This window comes from Sporosarcina sp. 6E9 (assembly GCF_017921835.1).
GTDB lineage: Bacteria > Bacillota > Bacilli > Bacillales_A > Planococcaceae > Sporosarcina.
The window spans coordinates 1,279,929-1,300,477 of the sequence record NZ_JAGEMN010000001.1; the positions used below are offsets into that span (position 1 = coordinate 1,279,929).

Sequence of the window (20,549 nt, forward strand, 5' to 3'; positions counted from 1 at the left end):
AGCGACTGTTTTCCGCTTATATGCTTTTAGCATGTTCACCCGTATATCCTAAGAATGTCCGGATTAAATTATAAGTCTCTTTGTTGCTTCGCTTTCCGAAAGTGAAACAATTCATAAACAACCGGTATGACAACCAAGGTGAGTAACGTGGCAACTGCCAATCCCCCAATAACGACAACTGCTAAACCTTTTGAAACAAGAATGCTGCCCATTTCTTCTTTTCCGACTAATAATGGAATCATCGCAAAAATTGTAGCAAGAGCGGTCATTATTATTGGACGGAATCGAGTTGCACCGGCTTCAAGCAACGCCTCGCGAATCGGCATTTTTTCTTCGTTTTGTCTAACACGATCTAAAAGTACGATTGCATTTGTTACGACAATCCCTATTAACATTAATGCCCCAAGCATTGCCCCAATATCGATTGGCGTTCTTGCGATTAACAAGCCAAGAATTGCCCCTATCATTGCAAGGGGTAGGGTGAAGAGAATGACTAATGGTGCACGTAATGTTTTAAATGTGAGCACCATTATCAAATACACGAGGCCAATCGAAACAGCCATGAGTTGGAATAACTCCATAAACTGCTCGTTTTGGACACTAGCAGCTCCACCAGCTTCCAAAATGACCCCTTCTGGCAGTGTAAGATGAGCCGTTTTCATTGTTATCTCATTGGCAATCCCTGATAAGTCGCCCGAATTCACTTCGACACTAATCCGCAGATATTCATTTCCATCTTTTCGTAAAACACTCGTAGGTTTCATTAATCTTTCTAGCTTTGCGATTGCTGAAAGTGGCACGATTTCTTCATTTACAACAACAGGCAATTGGTTAATATCTTCTACCTGAGTTAAGGAGAGCGTACTATCCAACAAGACGACAGTATCCTTATCATCCAATTTTATTGAACCAATCGGTAAAGGGTTTAATATAAAACTAACCTGCCTCGCAATTTCTTCTGCATTTGCTTTCTCCTGATCAACGACGATTTCGTGTACTGACTTTAATTCACTTTGGTTAGTGGAAACTTTTTCAACGCCCTTAATATTCTTTACAACTTCCATGATTTCTTCCGATGCTAGAACGAGTTTGTTAGCATCTTTTCCAACAATATCTAACGTGATTGTCGAATCACTAAAACTAATTAATGAAGCTAGAACCTCAACTTCTACTTTCGCATCACTATATTCCTTAGTTCTTCTATTAATTTGTTCAACAAACTTTTCGGTATTCGCACTTTCTTTCATCACTACATGAAAACGCCCAGTATTTTGTGAATTTACAGTGCTAAACTGTGCATCTTCAGGATTCGATCCCAAAAAAAGTATTACTTCTTCTACTTCTGATTGCGCATTTAGATACTTTTCTAAGTCAAATACTTGATTTTTGACTGTTTTAAGAGGAATTTCATCTGGATATTCCAATAATATGCTTACGTCATTGTCCCCCGCCTCTTCAGCCCCTTTTGGCATCATCGCATACATCCCAATTGAACCGAAAAACACAATCACCGATAAGACTAGCGGTACCCATTTATGACGTAGACACCATGTCAATATACGAAGATACACTGCAGGTTTTTTATAAACTGGCAATTTACCTTTTTTCATTAATCGCGTACTCATAAGCGGAACAACTGTTAACGCAACGAGTAGAGACGATAATAGGGCATACGTAATCGTAAGTGCAAACGGCAACAATAAGTCTTGCATTGACTTAACAAGACCCATCGGTAAAAAGACTGCAACTGTTGTTAAAGTTGAAGAAGTAATTGCCGCAGCAACCTCCTTCGTAGCATTTATGATTACATCTTTCGAAAAGTCACCATGTTGTGCTTTCCGGAAAATATTTTCAATAACAACTATGCTATCATCAACTAATCGACCCACCGCTACGGCAACAGCCCCAATTGTCAATAGGTTTAGCGTAACGCCCGACTGCGATAGCAAAAACAATGTTAACCCTAATGAAAGTGGAATACTTACTACCGTAATTAATGTCATGCGTATATGGCGTAAAAACAAAAATATAATAATCGTAGCAAATAATGCGCCCATGAGTACCGCGCCCATCATACTATCAACAGACTGGACAATAAAATCTGAGAATGAGATAAGCATCGATGCTTTAATAGTAGATGTAAATGTTTCATTCACATGTGCGATTGACTCAGTTACTTTTTTACCAATCGCAACCGCGTTTGCATTCGAGTCTTTATATAGAAGTAATGCGACTGCTTCCTCTCCATTTACACGCGTTAAAAATGTTGCAGTCGAATCTGTAACGGCAACTTTTGCAATGTCTTTCAACTGAATATTCGGTGCAATTTGCAATTCTTCAAGTTCTTTTATACCTTTGATTTGACCAATCACTTTAATAGTAGTCTTCTTTTCATTGATTGTTTCTTCGCCGACTGCTACTGCAAGGTTTTTACCTTGAAGTATTCCGATTAAACTTTGAACTGGAATTTGATAATTCGTCATTTTTTCCACATCTGGTTTTATCGTGACTTGCGTTTGTTGATTCCCATAGACAACGACATTTGCTACCCCGGTTATTCCTTGAAACATTGGAACAATTTCATGCTCGACCTTTTCCATATCCTCCCGTGCAATCCCATTCGGGAATGAAAGGCCGATTTGCCATAACGGTATCATGTCAAAGTTCAATTGTGATACGATTGGCGATGAATAGCCTTCTGGCAACTGCAATCCGCTCAGGGCCTCTTGTACTTGAGCTTTTGCTTCATCCATCTCTACAGATGTATCGAGATAGATATCCACAGACGTATACCCATCTGCAGCGGTTGAAAAGACGTGTTTCTTTCCTTTCACGGATCCAACTGCTTTTTCAATCGGTTTTGTTACTTGCTCCTCGACAGTTTTGGCATCCGCCCCCTGCCCCATGACAATCACTGTAACCATCGGATTATCGGCTGCTGGCAACAATTCTTTTGGTAATGTAAAATAACTAAGTGTTCCAAGCCCCATCGTCAAAACAACTAACAAAATAACCGCAGCTCTGTTCTTCAATGCCCACTTTGAAAAACGTACCAAATTAACACCCCTATCTATAAATTCTGAAAGTTTCTATCCATATTCAGCTTAGTTGAAAATTGGCAATAATAGAACAGTCTAGGGGATGACTCCTCCTCGGTCCGAGGTCTGACTCTTCAAAAAAAGCCCATCCTTTCACAGAGCAAAAAGCACTCCGGAAAGGATGGACATTAATTTTCATAATACTTTACTCAAAAATTCTTTTGTTCGCTCATGCTTGGGATGATTAAATAGTTGACTTGGTTTCCCTTCCTCAACAAGAAGACCTTGGTCTAAAAACAATACTCGGTCTCCCATTTCCCTTGCGAAGCCCATTTCATGGGTTACGACGACCATTGTCATACCTTCAAGCGCTAGTTGCTTCATTACATCCAACACTTCTTTCACCATTTCTGGATCAAGTGCTGAGGTCGGCTCGTCGAAAAGCATTATTTTCGGTTTCATAGCCAATGATCTTGCAATCGCAACCCGTTGCTGTTGTCCTCCTGACAATTGTTCTGGATATGCGTTGGCTTTATCGCTAAGTCCCACTTTTTTAAGCAGCTGATGTGCCAACTCATTCGCATCTTTCGGATTCATTTTTCTGATTTTTTTCGGCGCTAGCGTAATATTTTCCAATACCCGCATATGCGGAAACAGGTTAAATTGTTGGAATACCATTCCGACTTCTGTTCGGATGTCATTAATATCCGTTTTAGGGTCATTGACTTTTACGCCGTCAATAAAAACCTCACCAGCTGTTATTTCTTCCAATAAATTTATACATCGCAAAAAAGTGCTTTTACCTGATCCACTTGGTCCGATTACACATATGACTTCCTTTTCTTTAACCGAGTAATCAATACCTCTTAATACCTCCAGATCACCAAATGACTTATATAACCCACGAATTTTTATCATTTCTTTATCGATCTCCCGACTGGCGGCCAATTGAAGATAATCGTTTTCTTCTTACTGGCACATAACTATTACTAAATCGTTTTTCCACATATGAAATAATCGTTGAAAAGATATATGTGAGGAATAGGTATAATAGAGCAGTAGTCAAGTAAGGCTCCCAGGTTCGAAAACTCGCTCCAGCAACAACTTTACCAGCATACAATATATCATTCACAGCAAGTACCATAACTAAAGAAGAGTCTTTTAATAAAGCGATTAACTCATTCCCTAAAGGCGGAATCATTCTTCGAAATGCCTGGGGTAAAATGATAGACTTCATTGCGACACCACTGGGCATACCGAGTGAACGCGCAGCTTCCATTTGTCCTCTTTCAATCGACTGGATTCCCGCACGGATTATTTCTGCGTTATAGGCCGCACTATTTAATATAAGTGCAACGATTCCGGATGTGAAAGCGCCTAACGAATGGCCAAATATCGTAGGAATGACCGCAACATGAATTAATAATATTTGGACTAATAATGGTGTTCCACGGAAAAAATCAACGTAAAGCTTCGCCGGTATGTGAATCCATTTCTTTTTAGATATTTTCGCTAATGCTACGAATAGCCCTAAAAGGAAACCAACAATATATCCAACCAATGTGAGGGCCAAAGTAACGCCAATCCCGCGAATAAATAATTCCCGATAGTCCCAAATCACATCAAATCTAATGTTCGGAAAATCGATTGCAGACACCTCCAAGTTTACGTGTAGATATTAATATAAAAATTAAACAAATTAATCTAATCTACATCAAAACCTGTAATTTCTTTCAATTTCCCATTTTCTTTAATTTTTTTAATACCTTCATTTAATAAATCGATAATTTCTTGATTTCCTTTTTTGACCATTAGCCCATAATATTCAATTTCAAAATCTGGGTCTTCAATTAGTTTTAATTTTACATTTGGATTATTTTTCTGATAATCGATAATTACCGCATTATCGCCAACCGCTGCATCAGCATTCCCGTTTATCATTTCCGTAATTGCAAAAGGCATTGTTTCTGTTGCTACAATATTTTTATTTGTTTTTCCAAGTAATTCAGCAACTACAATATGTCCAGTTGTATTAATTTGGGCAGAAACTCTTTTGTCTTTTAAATCCTTAAATTTCGTTACATCCGAGTCTTCCGGAACGAGTATGAGTTGGTTTGCTTTAAAGTATGGATCTGTAAAATCGAATTCTTTTTGTCGTTCTTTCGTAATCGTAATGGAAGAAACCGCAAAATCGACTTCTCCACTCTTTACTGCCGGAAATAACGGTTCCCAACCATAGTTTTTATATTCAACTTCTATACCTGCCGCCTCGGCAATTGCATTCACAATATCAACATCAATCCCGACGATATTACCCTTGTTGTCCATATACTCCATCGGCGCATACGTTGCATCAGTTGCGACAATAAGACTTTTCTTGTCGTCCTCTCCAGCATTTGAATTCGTATTAGTATTTGATTCTGAACTTGAATTACCGGCCGTTCCACACCCGGCCAAAATAATGCTGACGCATGTGAATAAAAGTGCTACAGAAAAGAAACGTGTAATTTTCTTCAATGCCATTTCCCCCTTTATTTTCCTCACCACTCACAGTATACAAAATCATCTGAAAAGTCAGGTAGTACTAATTATTATATATGAATAGGCCGACCTATACAATAGAGTAATTGCATCTGAGCGTTTTTTACTAGTTTTGTATAAAAAAACATCTTGCATAATGGATCTTCGCAAGATGTTTTCACAACTTTAGATTATTCAGTTTTTCGGTTTCTTATATCGAACAAACCAACCATCATTTCTTTTTTCTATATCGAATCCAATCCATCCATCCTTAAGTAATTGTTGTTGCTCCTCTGTATCCGCCATAGGTACATACCGACTATCTAGCGTGCTTGTTCCCGACGACTCCAACGATAAATCTTTCATCAAGATATACCTAAGCATGTTTCCATATTTCCTTTTAAGAGAAACAATCCTTAGCCCATGCGCAAATTTGTCTTTCAGACTCGCGATATTAAACGGTGCAACCGTTGTGCAAATGTAGCGATATCGAGTCTTATCCACTTCCCCCAAAATAATCTTTCCAAGTATTACTTGTAAGTTATTTCCACGGAATGTGGGATCAACATTCGTGATTTCCGAGTATAATACATGTGGCCAATCACTTTCAGGCAAACCAGCGTCTTTCCCTAAATGTTCTTCATCTAATTCAGGCGCCAACATGGCACGAAATGCTATTAGCTCGTTGTTAAAATAAGCACCAATCATGAGTCCTTTTCCGTTTAATATAATTGAAAACTCTTCCGCTGACAGTGGTTGCAAAAAAGAATCAGTTGTCAGAGCATCGATAACTTTATGTTGCAATAATAGGATTTCGTGTAAACTTTCTTCAGTTAAATGCCTGATCTCAATTTCTTTTCCATTTTTTAATAATAGTTGCTTGATCATCCGATTACCTTCTCTGAGAACACTGTCAGTTCTTGTAATACTTGTTCATTAACATCAATTCCCAGTCCTGCTTTTTCATTTAGCCGAATAAATGGCACGTCGTAGTGTAAGTTTCCGACATCTTTACTAAACTTTAATGGTCCTGTTAATTCTACACTCGTAAAGACTTTTTTCGAAAAGGCTACATGAAATCCAGCTGCTGAACCAATTGACGATTCTACCATTGAGCCGATTTGACATTCGATTCCAGCCATCTCGGCCATATGTGCAAGCTTAATCGCAGGGTAAATCCCTCCGCATTTCATGAGCTTTATATTGACTTTGTCGGCTGCTCTTTTTGCAATAATCTCTCTCATTTCATTGACTCCACGCAGTCCTTCATCAATCATCATCGAAGTGGACGATTTAGCTTTCACTTCTACCATTCCATCAATATCATCGGCAAGAACGGGTTGCTCCAGCCAGTCTAATCCACTGGCCTCCAATTTTTGTAGCCCCCCTAGTGTGTTCGAGCTATTTTTCCATCCTTGGTTCACATCCACTCGGATAGCGATATCTTCACCAACTCGTTCACGCACCGCATTGATACGTAATACATCGTCAGCAACATTCGTTCCGACTTTCATTTTCATCGAGCGATACCCTGCTGCTACTCGTTCTTCTGCTTCATCAGCCATATTTTCAGGCGTATCAATGCTTAGTACATGCGTGAGTGGAAATTCTTTATGAAACCTTCCCCCTAATAAATCGTAAACCGGAACACCAAGTGCTTTTCCTACGACATCATAACAAGCGATATCTATTGCTGCTTTTGCAGTCGGTACACCATAAATTGTCGCATCCATTAAGTCATGTATACGCTCCATATTTTTCGGATTTTCACCAATCAGTTTTAGTGCAATTGTGTTTTTCAATACCGCATATGTACTTTCTAGACTTTCCCCTGTTACATGTTCATCCGCAACGCCTTCTCCATAACCAATATGTCCAGTATCTGTCGTGATTTTCACGATAATTGACGGCATATAATCAAATGAGGCATAACTAATGACAAATGGTTCATAAAGCGGCAAATGAATCGCAAAAATTTCAATTTCAGTTATTTTCATGATGTTTATTGTCCTTTCCTATATAAAGCCCTAAATTTCATTTCACAATAAAGCATAACAAAAACAGCCCGTAAAGCAATTACTTACTGCTCTACAAAGCTGTTCTATTCCAAAAGTTATATACTTAATAACGCTTTATCGCTCGTTAATTTCTCCCCGCGAATACGTTGGAATTCATCCATTAACTTTGCAATTGTCAAATCTTTCTTTTCTTCGGCTTCCACTTCTAAAATAATCTGACCTTTATCCATCATAATGAGACGATTTCCAAGATCTAATGCTTGTTGCATATTATGCGTTACCATCAACGTCGTTAATTGATCTTTATCAACAAGTAGCTTAGTAATATTCGTAATTAATTCCGCGCGTGACGGATCCAGTGCTGCCGTATGTTCATCAAGAAGTAAAATTGAAGGTTGCGTAAATGTAGCCATCAAAAGCGAAAGAGCTTGTCGTTCACCGCCAGATAGCGTCCCGACTTTCGCGTTAAGACGACTTTCAAGATTCAAATGTAGCGTTTCTAGTGCTTCCTTGAACAGTTCCCTGCGCTTCTTATCCACGCCTCTTTTAAATCTACGTTTTTTGTTCCTTGAATAAGCCATCGCGAGATTCTCTTCAATAGTCATTAAAGGCGCGGTTCCGGCCATCGGATCTTGGAATACTCTACCAATCATCTGAGATCGTTTATATTCCGGTAACCTTGTTACATTGGTATCCTCAATTATAATCTCGCCGAAATCGGGAGAAAGTGCCCCAGAAATCATATTAAGCATAGTCGATTTTCCAGCACCGTTACTCCCAATTACAGTTACGAAATCTCCTGATTTTAACTCAAGATTAACTTCATCCAATGCAATTTTTTCGTCTAAAGTAGCTTCATTAAAAATCTTATTGATTTGTTGGAGTTTCAGCAACTGCAGTTTCCTCCTTTGACATCGTTAGCTCAGCTACTCGTTCAAGATGACGTTTCGCTTTCCTAGTTCTTTCACGCCTTTTTTCAATAAACTGCGGAATAACTAGTGCACCTATTACGATAATCGCGGTAATTACTTTTAAATCGCCAGGATCGAAAAATTTAATACGAAACGCAAGTGCCAGCACAAGTCTGTAAATAACTGCACCAACAATAATTGCTAATGTTGTTCGCATAATCGTTTTTGTTCCAAAGATTGCTTCTCCAATTATGACCGAAGCTAATCCAGCTATAATCATTCCAATTCCCATAGCAGCATCCGCAAATTTTCCATATTGAGCAATTAATGCACCAGAGAAAGCAACGAGTGCATTGGAAACACCTAATCCTAGGATAACAAGCGTATCGGTATTAGCGGAAAGACTTCTAATCATTCTTTTATTATCGCCTGTTGCCCTAATTGCAAGTCCAACTTCGGTTTGCAAGAACCAATCAACGATGAATTTAATAATGATGGTAATAATGAGCATTAGAAATAATGTTCCCCATGTCCCAGGTAAATATTGAACACCTAGCAATTTTAAAAAACTATTGATGCTAGTATCAATACCGAGCGTACTCCAAAATTCATGAAATTTACTAAATAACGTTGATTCGTTTAACAACGGGATATTTGAACGGCTAACAGAACTGGTTGAGGTCGTACCCATTATCCTTAGATTTATCGAATATAAAGCGATCATCATTAATATTCCAGAAAGTAGCGGGTTAATTTTTCCTTTAGTATGCAAAAGGCCAGTAACACATCCGGCAAGAAACCCAATTAGTAAAGCTGCTGCAGTAGCCAGCATTGGATCATATCCGAAGAGAATCATCGTAGCAGCTACTGCTGCGCCCGTAACAAAACTTCCATCGACCGTTAAATCTGGAAAGTCCAACACTCGGAATGATAAATACACTCCGAGTGCCATTATTGCATAGATGATTCCCTGCTCAACAGAGCCAAATAGTGCAGCAAACATTTAGAATCATCTCCTATTTTATTCTGTAAGTTCTGCCTTCCACTCATCTTTAATTGTAACGCCCATTTTGTCTGCTGCATCTTTATTCACAACAAACTTTAAATTCTGCGGGAATTGTGCCGGTATATCTGCAGGTTTTGTTCCATCTTTCAAAATCTTAACAGCCATTTCACCAGCTTCGTAACCGATATCGCGGTATTCAAATCCATATGCACCTAATCCTCCGCGCTCAACAGAATCAAATTCAGCGACCATCATCGGAATTTGATTATCATTCGCAACTGAAATCACCGATTCAAGTGCAGATACAACTGTGTTATCTGTAATAATGTAAAACGCATCTACTTGACCCACTAACGATTCTGCAGCTTGCTTTACTTCTGCTGAAGTGGATACAGATGCTTCAACAACTTTCATATCCATCTCTTCTAGCATTTCTTTAACAGAATCTACTTGTGCTCTCGAGTTTTGTTCTCCTGCATTAAATACCATGCCGATATTTTTCGCGCCTAATTCCTCTTTCATGAATTTCATGGTGTTTGGAATTGCATCGGGATGCAAGTCGATTGTACCCGTTACATTGCCACCTGGTTTTTCCATTGATTCAATTAATTCAGCGCTTACTGCATCTGTAACAGATGTGAATACAACCGGAATATCCTTCGTTGCGCCCACTACTGCTTGTGCACTAGGTGTAGAGTTGGCAAAGATTAAGTCTACATCAGAGTTCACGAGATTTGTAGCGATGGTTGTATTATTACCCATATCATTTTGAGCGTTCTGCACATCATACTCAACATCAAGTCCCGCATCTTCCAATGCTTCTTTAAAACCTTCAAAAGCTGCATTTAGGGAAGGATGTTCTAAAATTTGTGTGACACCTATTTTATATTTTTTCGAGTCAGCGCCTGATTTGTCAGTCTCTTCTGCTTTATCACTTTCCCCACATGCTGAAAGTATAAGCACGACACTGAAAAGTGCAACCATCATCTTTTTCAAATTATTCTTCATTAATTCTCCCCCTAATTAAAGTCATTTTATATTTTTAGTTAATTAATTCAAAATGTGAAATTTTCTTAATGCTACACCGGCTTTAACAGTTAGTCAATAACATTTTGAATATTCAAGGGGATTAAGCGCTTACATTGATGGTTTTATCGAACTTTTCTGCATAAATAATGAATTCTTATCATTTACTTGGAATAATATGAATTGCCTGTCCAACCAATCCCTCGACAGAATCTAGTAATGCCTCTCCGTAACCGGGATGTGCATATGAAGGAAACTTTAGGTCCTCTTCTTTCGCGGCCATTTCCACTAATTGTACAAAAGAACTCGACAATTCAACAGCCCCTTCTCCTATCATATGAATCCCAAGTATAATACTAGTATTTGAATCCGAAATAACTTTTATAAAGCCATCTACATGAGCTGTTATTGCGGCGTAACCATTGCTACGCATAGGAAATTGGCTAATGCGGGCATCCAATTTGTATTTCATCACATCTTGCGCTGTCAGACCTACCGAGGCAATTGGCGGGATTGTGTGGACAATTACAGGTAAAAATGTAAGATCGACTTCTGGCTTCCCCCCTGAAATGGATTCAACCGCCGCTTTCCCTTGTTTAATTGCTTTCACAGCAAGCGTAGGTCCTTCAGTAACATCTCCAATTGCATAAATCGAATCGATTGACGACTTCATATTTTCATCGACTTTAATAAACCCCTGGTCATTCTGTTCAATTCCAAAACGTTCAATTCCGATGGCTTTAACATTTGGCACTCTTGTACCTGAAACGAAAAGGTATGATGCGTGGATTGTCTCTTCTTTACTTTTATCCGTTTGTATTGTGAGAGTCACCCCATCTTCCGTTTCATTCGTTGATAACAATTTCTCTTTATGAATCAACCGAATTTTTCTTTTTTTGAATAACCGAAGTAATTCTTTATTTATGGATTCATCAAATTGTAACCCTAGTTGATTGTCGAGAATAATCGTTACATGCGAGCCTAATGCCGAATACACAGAAGCGACTTCCATGGAGATATAGTCATCTCCCATGATTAGTAAATCGTTTGGAATTTCCCTCAAGTTAAATATCTCATGAGCCAATAAAATTCTACTAGAAGTTGTTTTCAATCCCAAAGGCATAACCGGTGAACTTCCTGTTGCGATAATTGTATTTTTACAAGTGAAAATGTCGAACTGATGCCCATTTTCAACACCTATTCGATTGATAGCTAAAAATGTCGCTTTTCCGTTAATCATTTCCACCTTATTTTCTTTGCACAAGTTTTCAATGCCAGACCTAAGCCTCTTAATTACTTTTGCTTTATAGGCGAGAAGCTGTTTAATATTAAATTCTTTTTTAATTCCGGAGATACCCAATTCTTGTAGGTGTGGTTCTGCCGCTAGTTTAGCTGCAGCGTGCGTAAAAACTTTTGAAGGAATACATCCTACATTCAAACAGACACCGCCTATATCTCCTTGTTCAATCAAAGTCACAGACAGTCCGAGTTGTGCCGCGCGTATTGCTGCAGAGTAACCGCCCGGGCCCCCGCCAATAATAATTAGATCTCTTTCTTGACTGATTTCGCCAACGACCATTTATACCATCTCCAAGAGCAGTTGATAGGGATCTTCTATAAGATTGATGAATCGGTTGGTAAAAGATACAGCAGCCGCACCATCCGCGACGCGATGGTCAAAGGACATGGAAAGCGTCATGACATGCCCGATAACGATTTCATCTTGATCATTTACAATTGGTCGTTTTTTTGTTTTATGAAATGCGATTAAAGCGGTTTCGGGGTAATTGATAATTGGTGTGGCACCAGTACTTCCAAGCGGACCAACATTGCTCATGGAAAATGTACTATTTTGCATTTCGGCAAGTGATAGCTTTCCAGTGACTGCTTTTTCGGTTAATACGATTAACTCATTATGAATGTCTTTAATCGACTTTTTATCTGCATCATGAATAACTGGAACTACAAGTCCATTTTTTGTTTCTGTTGCAAAACCGATGTGATAATTTTTCTTGAGCAATATCCGATCATTTTCTTCATCTAATTCGGCATTAAAAATCGGGAATTCTTTCAATGAAATCGTTAGTGCTTTGATAAAAAATGCGGGAACCGATACTGCATTTCCTATATTTTTCATCTCTTCCCGTATTTTAAATAACTTTGTCATATTCACTTCATCAAAATGGGTTACATGAGGAATCGTGAAAAGAGATTTCATCATTTTTTTAGCGATTTCTTTTCGTATTCCTCGAAATGGAATTTCATTTGCCGTTTCTTCTTTAATCTTCACTGGTCCTCCAGCTAATTCGTCTACCTTCCGATTCTTTTTTATAAATCGATACACATCTTCTTCGGTAACTCTGCCGGACGGATCCATCGCAGGGACTTCCGCTAAATCGATATTGTTATCTCGTGCGATTTTGCGTGTGTAAGGTGCGGCCAGAACTCTTTTAAATGGGTTGGTAATTCGTTCAATTCCTTTGTCAATTGTCGCTGCAACAGGGTTGTTCGATGTGATTATTTCGCTGATTATTTGATGTTCCTTATCCGCTTCTATAAATATCAGACTCGTGCCTACTTGAACAGTTTCGCCGGGTTTCACAGTAATCTTTCGGATCGTTCCCACGCAAGGTGAAGGAAGTTCAGCTGTCATTTTGTCCGTCATTATTTCGACTAGTGGTTGATCGGTAACGACCCGATCCCCAACTTTTACGAAATAATTAACAATTTCTCCTTCAGTCATACCCTCACCGATATCATGCAATTTCACTTCTAGCACATCATTCCCCCCTTAAAAATCCATTACCTTTTCGATTCCCTCAATTACTCGCTCAACTGTCGGTGAATAGTGATCTTCCAACGCAAATAGCGGGACTGGAACATCGAAACCCGTCACGCGTTCAATAGGCGCCCGCAAATAAAGAAAAGAAGTGTCATTAATAATGGAAATAATATCGTTTCCTAGCCCTCCTGTTGAATGGGCTTCATGTACAACAATTGCCCGCGTAGTTTTTTGTACTGATTCCGCAATAATCTCCCGGTCTATCGGATAAAGCGTCCTAAGGTCAATCACTTCACAACGGATCTCATTTTTCTCCATATGATCAGCGGCCTTTTCTGCTACGGCTACCATTGCTCCCCAAGCAATAATCGTAATATCAGTGCCTTCCCTCACGCGCTTTCCTTTTCCGATTTCGACAGTATATTTACCAACCGGAACTTCTTCTCGCTGCGCACGGTAACTTCTCATATTTTCCAAGACGAGTACGGGATCTGGATCTTCCATAGCTGCTATCAGTAATCCTTTCGCGTCATATGGTCCAGATGGACAAACAACTTTTAAACCCGGCATATGCGTGAAAAGTGCTTCCGTACTATCTGAATGGATATCCGGGGCTCTAATGCCAGCCCCGTAAGGCGCACGAATGACCATTGGCACAGTAAAATGACCCATCGTTCGCATTCGTATCCGAGAAACGTGGGTCATGATTTGTTCATATGCGGGATATATAAATCCAAGAAATTGTATTTCAGCAACGGGTCTAAATCCATTCACCGCAAGTCCGATCGACGTGCCAATAATGCCGGCTTCAGAAAGTGGCGTGTCGATTACACGATTGTCCCCGAAAACATCGTAAAGTCCCTCAGTCGCGCGGAAAACACCACCATTTTTACCAATATCCTCCCCCAATAGGAGCGTACGTTCATCTTCTTCCAGCATCGTTCTCATACCGTCGTTGATTGCTTGAACCATTGTCATAAGCCCAGTCGTTTGTTTCGAATAAGATGATTCTTTCAGTTCCATCGCCATTTTATCTACCTCCTTAAATGTGCGAGATATTTATCTTTTTGTTCAATTAGTTGAGCTGGCATGTTCTCAAATACATTGATAAAAAGATCTTCCACTTTTGCAGCCGGATAACCTTCCATCGCTTCCACTGCACTTTCGATTTCAAGATCCGTTTTTTCTCTTATATCCAATGTCCATTCTTCATCCCAATAGCCATAATTTTTCATGAACATTTCCAAGCGGTCAATGGGATCGACAAAATCTTTTCCCTCATCTTCAGAACGATATTTCGTTGGGTCATCAGCTGTCGTATGAGCACCCGTCCGCCAAGTAATGGCCTCTATCAAAGTGGGACCATTGCCGCTTCTAGCATGTTCAAAAGCCTTTTTAGTTTCAAAGTAAACAGCAAAACAATCATTTCCGTCAACCCTAACCCCGGGCATATCATAAGCAATAGACTTTTGCGCGATTGTTGCAGAATTCATTTGTCGCTCAATCGGGACTGAAATGGCATAGCCGTTATTTTGATTAAAAAAGACCACAGGCACTTTAAATACACTCGCAAAATTCAATCCTTCATGGAAATCGCCTTCCGAGGTTGCACCATCTCCGAAATAAGTGATTGCCCCATTCTTAGTGCCTTTCATTTTTTCTGCCCAAGCCGCGCCAACCGCATGTGGAATTTGAGTTGCTATCGGAACCGCTGGTGGAAAAATGTTTTTTCCTTCTGGCGGCACACAACCTTCCACTCGTCCATTCCAATACAAATAAGTTCTTACCATATCTGCACCGAAAGTTAATGTCGCACCGTGATCTCGATATGTCGGAAATATCCAATCACCAGATTCGAGCGCCAATGCACTTCCTACTTGTGAGGCTTCTTGTCCCTCAAAAGGCGCGTAGGTTCCAAGGCGACCTTGACGCTGTAAATTAATCGCTTTTCTATCGAATGTCCGAATTCGAACCATATGATAATAAAAATCCTTTACTAGTTTTTCATTTATCTGACTTTTATAGGATGAATCGATTAATAAACCTTCATTATCAATTATTCTTTTAATTGGATAATGTTTTTCCACGTCCAATTCCTCCTGACACTATCATTTACGGATTGCCCATTTGGGTTTCACTGAAGGCGAATAAAAACCGTTACGTATACTTCTGGATGCCATCCGCTTCTCGCACATCTTATTCGCTGATTCCATCGTGCATACCCCATCGGCTGCAGCCAGTTGATAAACTTCTAGAATTGCATCGTAAATATGTTTTGTTTTCGCTAGCACACGCTCATGATTCACACCGTAAAGTTCATCCGCTACCTGGATTAAACCACCAGAATTAATAATATAATCTGGCGCATGTAAAATTCCTTTTTCCCTAAGTTTCTTTCCATGACTTTCATGAAGTAGCTGATTGTTTGCAGATCCTGCGATTGCTTTTACTTTGAATTGATTGACCGTATTGTCATTAATCACTCCGCCAAATGCGCAAGGGACAAATACATCCGCCTCCTGCGAATAAATATCTTCACTCGCGACAATTTTTACAGTGCCTGGTGTAGAGCTTGCATATTTTTCGATTGCACGTATGCTTTCATTGTTAATATCCGTGACAAATAGATTAGCGCCAGCTTCAAGAAGTCCTGAAGCAACTTTGAACCCTACTTTCCCCAATCCTTGAACAGCGTACGATACACCGCCTAGATCATCTTTTCCAAACGAAACTTTATTCGTAGCTTTAATGCCATATAAAACGCCTTCTGCCGTCGGGATGGATGAGTCACCACCACCCCCGTACGCCTCCGGTACACCGACAACACAATTTGTCTCTTTCATTGCGTGAATAAAATCATCCATCGTCGTGCCCATATCAGTTCCTGTGTAAAATCTTCCACCGAGCGAATCCACAAACTGGCCAAATGCACGGAATAGTTCGGGACTTTTATCTGTTTTTGGATCGCCGATAATGACCGCTTTCCCTCCACCAAAATCCACATCTGCCGCCGCACATTTATAACTCATGCCTTTGGACAACCGCAGCGCATCTTCTAAAGCATCGTCAACACTTTCATATGGTTGCATCCGACACCCTCCCAATGCCGGTCCAAGCGTTGTATTGTGAATAGCAATAATCGCCCGCAAACCGGTAGACGGATCATTGCAGAATACGACTTGTTCGTGTTCTGCCATCTGGTCAAATAGATAAAACTTATTTTCCATTGCCGTTTCTTTTACAAACTTCATCTAATAATCCCCCTCAGGATTCCATCTCATAAACAAATCTGATGTCGACACAGCTTCAAACATTTTAGCAATTGTATCTATCGGCAAAATAGCTTGTTTTACTTTTCCCTTCCCGATTAATCTGTCATTGTTATAAACGTCTATTGCAGTTACAACTCCATTGGCATGCAACTCTGTTATAGTTGCTGTCAAAGTTACCTCTGAGCCGTATAAAGAAGGAGAAATATGCTTCACCTGCACAGACGCACCCATTCCTTCTTCATGACTTTCTAAATAAGGGAGAATGATTTTCCGAGAAACCCATTCCATATGGTACGTCATCGCCACTGTCGAATAGACTGGGTGTATAATTTTACCTTCAAATGCAGCAAACATGTCTCTTGTAACGATAATTTTTAACGATTCGACCATGCCGACTTCCAAACCGTTTTTCATCCTTAACTCCTCTCTAAAATATATGAATTAAAATCGCCTTCATGAAAACTTGAAATCTCTGATTCTCTTAACACATCGTATAACACATATATAACGTAATATTACCAATTCGTAATACGATAGTCAATGAATAATTAGAATACTCCATGTTTTTGGAAATGAAAATCATTTACAAAAGACATAAAAAAACTGGGTTACAATTATGTACCCAGCTCTCATCATTATTCATTTATCCGAATATCTTCTTGAAGTACTTGTTCAAAAAAACGACTTGCAGGCTGTTCAAGCAACTTATAATATTTCTCAAACAAATTTGCTGCGTCATTTCCAATCCACACTTCCGGTAAAAGTTCTTTTGGAAGACCTGGATCAAAAAATAGAAACTTACGATACTCATGTACAAGCATTGTTCGTGCAATAAAGCATTCTGCATCTGACATTAAATTTTTTTCCATCATTGTTTCATGTTCCGCAAACCTTGCACTATACGTTGAAATAAATTGTTGGTGTTTTTCAGCAATTTCCTGAAGTGGCCACCCTTTTTCAACAAGGGTTCGGTTTTCTTTCGGGCCATGGTATTCCGCCACGAAAAAGTCTACATGAGCTTGAATCCCGTATTTTTCAATTAACAAATGCACTTCTTTTTCTAGGTTATTCGGTGAAATCCAGCACCCATTCGCAATACTTCCAAACCCGCTCCAGATTAATTCTTTTCTAAGTTCGTCGCGAATCTTTCTTTTCTCTTCAGGAATCGTGTACATGAGCATGCGCCATTTTCCGTCCCACGCTTTCGGTTTCAGCCCGAAAATTCGAATAGCTGCTTCTTCGATTCTCGCTACACCGCGAGGCGTCAAAAAATAATCGCTTTTGTTTCCAACCTTTTCAGATTGAAGCCATCCCTGCTTCATTATTCTAGACACAGCTACGCGTACGGATTGTTCATTATGTCCGAACTCTTTCAATAAACGTATTAAGCTACCAATCCAAATCTTATTTCCATAATGGCGGATATAATCTCCATAAATCGTAAAAATCATCGATCGTGTATTCGTCAATTTAGTTCACTCTTTCCTATTTCCATTCAATATAAGTATAGCAGTACACTATAAATTATCATTTATTATGTGTAATCATAGACACCTTTCCCACTTTTCCTCCCCAACCTACCTGCATGAACATATTGTTCCAGAAGGGGCGCTGGGCGATACTTTTCACCAAGTTTCTCATGTAAGTATTTCAAGTTATTCAATCTGGTATCCAGCCCGACCAAGTCCGCAAGTTCAAATGGTCCCATCGGATAATTTAGTCCCAATTTAATGGCTTTATCAATTTCTTCTGCTGTTGCAAGGCCTTCTTGGAGCATGTAAAATGCTTCATTTCCAACTAACGCACTAATTCGACTTGTGATAAACCCTGGAAACTCATTAATGACAACCGTTTCTTTCCCCATTCTTTCTGCAACTTCTTTAATGATTTGTACAGTCTTTTCACTCGTTTCCAACCCTCGAATAATTTCGACAAATGGCATTTTATGTACAGGATTAAAAAAATGCATCGCGATTGTTTTTTCTGGCCGGCTAGCAAAAGAAGCGATTTCAGTCGGGCTCATGGTTGATGTATTTGTCGCAAAACAACAATGTTTAGGCGCATACTTTTCAATCATTTCAAACACCTGTTTTTTTATCGATGCATTTTCTGGAACAGCTTCAATAATAAGATCCGCCGAATCTGCTGCTTTAGCCAAATCATGTTCATAACTCAAGTATTTCCGAACGTTTTGGGCATCTTCGACTGTTAGCTTCGCATACGATATTCCTTTTTCCAACATAATAGCTATATCTTGCTTCGCATTTTTTAGTGCGACTTCATTAATATCCACCATAGTCACGGAGTACCCCGCAAGGGCCCCGACATAGGCTATACCTCTTCCCATCACTCCGGAACCGACAACAACAATGTGATTAATCATGAAGACAGCCTCCTTATCGTCTAAATGAATTCAGACAGGGAAATCTAAAATCCCTGTCTGCGATTCAATATATTATATTCCGAATGGATTTATCGGACGACTTCCAAAATACGACATAATACTCTTCGTTTCAGAATAAAGATCTAGTGTTTCTTTTGAAAGCTCTCGTCCAAAACCAGATTGTTTATAACCGCCAAATGGCGTACCTGGAAAAGCGGAAAATGGACAGTTAATCATGACGATACCTGCCTGAATTTGATTGGCTACCCGCGTCGCACGCGCACCGTTTGTTGACCAAATTGAAGAAGCGAGACCGTAATCCGAGTCATTGGCTAACTTGATGGCTTCTTTTTCGTTTGAGAATTTTGAAACGACAACAACAGGTCCAAATATTTCTTCCTGCACAACCTTCATCTCTTGCGTTACATTACCGATTACAGTCGGTGCATACCAAAAACCGTCTTCAAATCCTTCTGGTTTCAATACTTTTCCACCAGTCAGAATTTCAGCGCCTTCATCGATTGCGGATTGTACATAACCTTTAATTGTATTCAATTGTGTTTGATCGATGATTGCCCCCATATGTGTTCCTTTATCAAACGGATCGCCGATTTGAATCTTTTCGGTTTTGGCAATAAACTTTTCTATAAATTCATCATAAACGTCTTCGTGGATATACATTCGCGAACGAGCGTCGCATGATTGCCCCGTATTGTTATAGATTCCGTAAAGGGAGCCGTCGACAGCTGCATCGATATCAGCATCTTCAAACACGAGATTTGGGGATTTCCCTCCAAGTTCTAGTGTGACGCGCTTTAAAGTTGTGGAAGCTTTCCCCATAATATCTTTTCCGATTGGCGTCGAACCAGTGAAGGCAACTTTATTCACAAGCTCATGTTCTACCAAATAGTTGCCGATTTCAGAGCCGGAACCAGGAATGACGTTTACGACACCTTCTGGAACACCCGCTTCATGACAAATTTCGCCTAACACAATCGCAGTCAACGGCGTTAAGGAAGCTGGTTTCAAAACGACCGAACAACCTGCCGCAATCGCCGGAGCAATTTTCCAAGCCGCCATCATTAATGGATAGTTCCAAGGAATAATTTGCGCGCATACGCCAACAGGTTCTTTTTCCGTGTAATTATGAAATTGGCCTGGAACATTATTGACTGTTCCCCCGTGCCCGACAATAGCGCCAGCATAAAATTCGAAATCCTCAATAGCTTGGGCAATCTGTCCTTTTGCTGCGGCAAGTGACTTACCCGTATTTAATATTTCAAGTTCGACTAGTTCTTTAAAACGAGTTCCCATAATTTCTGCGATTTTATTTAACACGCGGGCCCGTCGCCCAGGTGGTGTTAGTTTCCACTTTCCGTTATCAAATGCATTTCTCGCGGCTTTAACTGCTTTTTCAGCATCTTCTTGTGAAGATTTTGCTACCTCTGCAATCACTTTGCCCGTTGCAGGATTATAAATTTTTGTTCGTTCGCCATTCACGCTATCTACTTGTTCGCCGTTAATAAAGAGCTTATAGTAATCTCGCTTTATCGGCTCTTTTTCAATGATTGTTTCTCTAGTTTTAGTCATCTA

18 protein-coding genes are annotated in these 20,549 nt (G+C 39.6%); all 18 read right to left on the minus strand.

The window, feature by feature from the left end:
* Positions 1–68 precede the first annotated feature (68 nt).
* On the minus strand, positions 69–3,056 hold the full coding sequence (locus J4G36_RS06665; RefSeq protein ID WP_210469259.1) for an efflux RND transporter permease subunit: 2,988 nt from the start codon (positions 3,054–3,056) through the stop codon (positions 69–71).
* A 177-nt stretch (positions 3,057–3,233) separates the two neighbouring features.
* Positions 3,234–3,956, minus strand: coding sequence for an amino acid ABC transporter ATP-binding protein (locus J4G36_RS06670; protein WP_210469260.1), 723 nt, complete (start codon positions 3,954–3,956; stop codon positions 3,234–3,236).
* A 4-nt stretch (positions 3,957–3,960) separates the two neighbouring features.
* Entirely contained in the window at positions 3,961–4,659 is a 699-nt protein-coding gene (locus J4G36_RS06675; RefSeq protein ID WP_483315881.1) for an amino acid ABC transporter permease, read from the minus strand.
* Between the two features lie 83 nt (positions 4,660–4,742).
* Positions 4,743–5,555, minus strand: coding sequence for a basic amino acid ABC transporter substrate-binding protein (locus J4G36_RS06680; RefSeq protein ID WP_246880424.1), 813 nt, complete (start codon positions 5,553–5,555; stop codon positions 4,743–4,745).
* Positions 5,556–5,753: 198 nt separating this feature from the next.
* Positions 5,754–6,446 (minus strand): GNAT family N-acetyltransferase, encoded by a 693-nt coding sequence (locus J4G36_RS06685; RefSeq protein ID WP_210469262.1) that lies wholly within the window; start codon positions 6,444–6,446, stop codon positions 5,754–5,756.
* Positions 6,443–7,555, minus strand: a complete 1,113-nt coding sequence (locus tag J4G36_RS06690; protein ID WP_210469263.1) for a mandelate racemase/muconate lactonizing enzyme family protein — start codon at positions 7,553–7,555, stop codon at positions 6,443–6,445. Before J4G36_RS06690 ends, J4G36_RS06685 begins: the two co-directional genes overlap by 4 nt.
* Positions 7,556–7,671: 116 nt before the next feature.
* Positions 7,672–8,469: an ABC transporter ATP-binding protein gene (locus tag J4G36_RS06695; RefSeq protein WP_210469264.1), complete on the minus strand. Its 798-nt coding sequence runs from the start codon at positions 8,467–8,469 to the stop codon at positions 7,672–7,674.
* Positions 8,444–9,490, minus strand: a complete 1,047-nt coding sequence (locus J4G36_RS06700) for an ABC transporter permease (RefSeq protein WP_210469265.1) — start codon at positions 9,488–9,490, stop codon at positions 8,444–8,446. Before J4G36_RS06700 ends, J4G36_RS06695 begins: the two co-directional genes overlap by 26 nt.
* Before the next feature lie 18 nt (positions 9,491–9,508).
* A complete protein-coding gene (locus tag J4G36_RS06705) occupies positions 9,509–10,501 on the minus strand; it encodes an ABC transporter substrate-binding protein (RefSeq protein WP_210469266.1) in 993 nt (330 codons plus the stop codon).
* Positions 10,502–10,679: 178 nt separating this feature from the next.
* Positions 10,680–12,098, minus strand: coding sequence for a dihydrolipoyl dehydrogenase (gene lpdA, locus J4G36_RS06710; RefSeq protein ID WP_210469267.1), 1,419 nt, complete (start codon positions 12,096–12,098; stop codon positions 10,680–10,682).
* Positions 12,099–13,298 carry a dihydrolipoamide acetyltransferase family protein gene (locus J4G36_RS06715; RefSeq protein ID WP_210469268.1) on the minus strand — a complete coding sequence of 400 codons (1,200 nt, stop codon included), beginning with the start codon at positions 13,296–13,298 and terminating at the stop codon, positions 12,099–12,101. It lies immediately after the preceding gene.
* Positions 13,299–13,310: 12 nt separating this feature from the next.
* The gene (locus J4G36_RS06720; RefSeq protein WP_246880425.1) at positions 13,311–14,330 is read right to left on the minus strand and encodes an alpha-ketoacid dehydrogenase subunit beta; all 1,020 of its coding nucleotides are present in this window, start codon (positions 14,328–14,330) and stop codon (positions 13,311–13,313) included.
* Positions 14,331–14,335: 5 nt separating this feature from the next.
* Positions 14,336–15,388: a pyruvate dehydrogenase (acetyl-transferring) E1 component subunit alpha gene (pdhA, locus tag J4G36_RS06725; RefSeq protein ID WP_210469269.1), complete on the minus strand. Its 1,053-nt coding sequence runs from the start codon at positions 15,386–15,388 to the stop codon at positions 14,336–14,338.
* 21 nt (positions 15,389–15,409) lie between these two features.
* Positions 15,410–16,552, minus strand: coding sequence for a Leu/Phe/Val dehydrogenase (locus J4G36_RS06730; RefSeq protein WP_305792221.1), 1,143 nt, complete (start codon positions 16,550–16,552; stop codon positions 15,410–15,412).
* Positions 16,553–16,987 (minus strand): thioesterase family protein, encoded by a 435-nt coding sequence (locus tag J4G36_RS06735; RefSeq protein ID WP_210469270.1) that lies wholly within the window; start codon positions 16,985–16,987, stop codon positions 16,553–16,555. It lies immediately after the preceding gene.
* Positions 16,988–17,208: 221 nt separating this feature from the next.
* Positions 17,209–18,024, minus strand: coding sequence for a phenylacetic acid degradation operon negative regulatory protein PaaX (gene paaX / locus J4G36_RS06740; protein ID WP_210470452.1), 816 nt, complete (start codon positions 18,022–18,024; stop codon positions 17,209–17,211).
* Positions 18,025–18,107: 83 nt separating this feature from the next.
* Positions 18,108–18,956 carry a 3-hydroxyacyl-CoA dehydrogenase gene (locus tag J4G36_RS06745; protein WP_210469271.1) on the minus strand — a complete coding sequence of 283 codons (849 nt, stop codon included), beginning with the start codon at positions 18,954–18,956 and terminating at the stop codon, positions 18,108–18,110.
* Positions 18,957–19,028: 72 nt separating this feature from the next.
* Complete coding sequence (locus J4G36_RS06750; RefSeq protein ID WP_210469272.1) at positions 19,029–20,546, minus strand: aldehyde dehydrogenase family protein; 1,518 nt, start codon at positions 20,544–20,546, stop codon at positions 19,029–19,031.
* Between the last annotated feature and the right edge of the window lie 3 nt (positions 20,547–20,549).